2 protein-coding genes are annotated in these 1,667 nt (G+C 44.8%); both read right to left on the bottom strand.

The annotated features are described in order from the left end of the window. Positions 1 to 23: 23 nt before the first annotated feature. Positions 24 to 1,253 (bottom strand): ammonium transporter, encoded by a 1,230-nt coding sequence (locus AB4232_RS22060; RefSeq protein ID WP_122045983.1) that lies wholly within the window; start codon positions 1,251 to 1,253, stop codon positions 24 to 26. Positions 1,254 to 1,280: 27 nt separating this feature from the next. Continuing rightward, positions 1,281 to 1,619 (bottom strand): P-II family nitrogen regulator, encoded by a 339-nt coding sequence (glnK, locus tag AB4232_RS22055; RefSeq protein WP_004738200.1) that lies wholly within the window; start codon positions 1,617 to 1,619, stop codon positions 1,281 to 1,283. Positions 1,620 to 1,667: the final 48 nt, after the last annotated feature.

Below are 1,667 nucleotides of genomic sequence, written 5' to 3'. Positions count from 1 at the left end.
ATTATGGATTAATACATAATGTTCTATTTTACAGACACAAACTCTGGATAGGCGCCGACACCACAATCGTGCATGTCCATACCTTCAAGTTCTTCATCTTCAGTTACTCGGATACCGATTGTTGCTTTAAGCACTGCCCATACCGCTAGGCTAGCACCGAATACCCATGCAAAGATTACTGCTGCACCCAATAGTTGAGCACCAAACGTTGCATCAGCATTGCTTAGTGGCACAGCCATTAGACCGAAGAAACCACACACACCGTGTACCGATATAGCACCTACTGGATCATCAATCTTAGCTTTGTCTAGAGCGATGATGCTGAATACAACCAATGCACCAGATACCGAACCAATCGCTACAGCAAATAAAGGTGATGGTGATAAAGGATCTGCAGTGATTGCTACTAGGCCAGCTAACGCGCCGTTAAGAATCATTGTTAGGTCAGCTTTACCCCAAGTCGTTTTACATACTAGTAGTGCTGCGATAGCACCTGCTGCTGCTGCTGCGTTGGTGTTAAGGAAGATTTGACCTACTGCTGTCGCGTTCTCAAAGTCAGAAACCATAAGTTGAGAACCGCCGTTGAAACCGAACCAACCAAACCAAAGGATAAATGTACCTAGCGTTGCTAACGGCATGTTTGAACCTGGAATCGGGTAGATTTCACCGTTCTTACCATATTTACCTTTACGAGCGCCCAGTAGAAGCACACCCGCTAACGCTGCTGAAGCACCAGCCATGTGTACGATACCTGAACCAGCAAAGTCACTGAAGCCGGCTTCTGATAGGAAACCACCGCCCCAAGTCCAGTAACCTTCCATTGGGTAGATGAATGCTGTTAGCACGACAGAGAAGATAAGGAATGACCAAAGTTTCATTCGCTCAGCAACCGCGCCAGATACCACAGACATTGCTGTTGCAACGAAAACGACTTGGAAGAAGAAGTCTGATTCTAATGAGTGGTCTGCACCTTCGCCTTGAGTACCAATCAGAGTACCAAATGACGGTAACCAGCCACCTTCGCCGTTATCGACATACATAATGTTGTAACCAACGACTAAGAAAGTCGTACAAGCAATCGCGTACAAACAAATGTTCTTAGTTAAAATTTCTGTGGTGTTCTTCGAACGAACAAGGCCAGCTTCTAACATCGCGAAGCCTGCAGCCATCCACATGACCAACGCACCTGAAATGAGAAAGAAAAAAGTGTCTAGTGCGTAACGTAGTTCCATTACTGTTGTTGTAAGTTCCATATTAAAGTCTCCAGTCCTTGTAATTCTTTAAAGTGCTTCAGCATCCATTTCACCGGTACGAATTCGTACGGCTTGGCTTAGGTCATACACAAAAATTTTGCCATCGCCGATTTTTCCGGTGTGTGCCGCTTGGCTAATCGCTTCAACAACTCGGTCAACATTTTCAGCTTGGGTTGCAATCTCTAGCTTTACCTTTGGTAGGAAGTCCACCTGGTACTCTGCACCACGATACAATTCAGTGTGCCCCTTCTGACGACCAAAGCCTTTCACTTCAGAAACCGTCATACCTTCAATACCCACATCAGAGAGCGCTTCGCGTACATCGTCTAATTTGAACGGCTTTACAATGGCATTTATTAATTTCATATTCTTTCCTTAAATTCTTCACTTAATCCGTTAATACTCTTATTACAA

Source organism: Vibrio sp. 10N.286.46.A8 (genome assembly GCF_041470165.1).
GTDB classification, from domain to species: domain Bacteria; phylum Pseudomonadota; class Gammaproteobacteria; order Enterobacterales; family Vibrionaceae; genus Vibrio; species Vibrio tasmaniensis_A.
The sequence above is the reverse complement of the archived record's forward strand: the minus strand, read 5'-3'. Positions and strand labels throughout refer to the sequence as shown.

What these genes read in the sequence shown, in the direction of transcription:
- AB4232_RS22060 (WP_122045983.1), bottom strand. Translation starts at nt 1,253, where the DNA reads ATGGAACTTACAACAACAGTAATGGAACTACGTTACGCACTAGACACT.
- glnK (WP_004738200.1), bottom strand. Translation starts at nt 1,619, where the DNA reads ATGAAATTAATAAATGCCATTGTAAAGCCGTTCAAATTAGACGATGTA.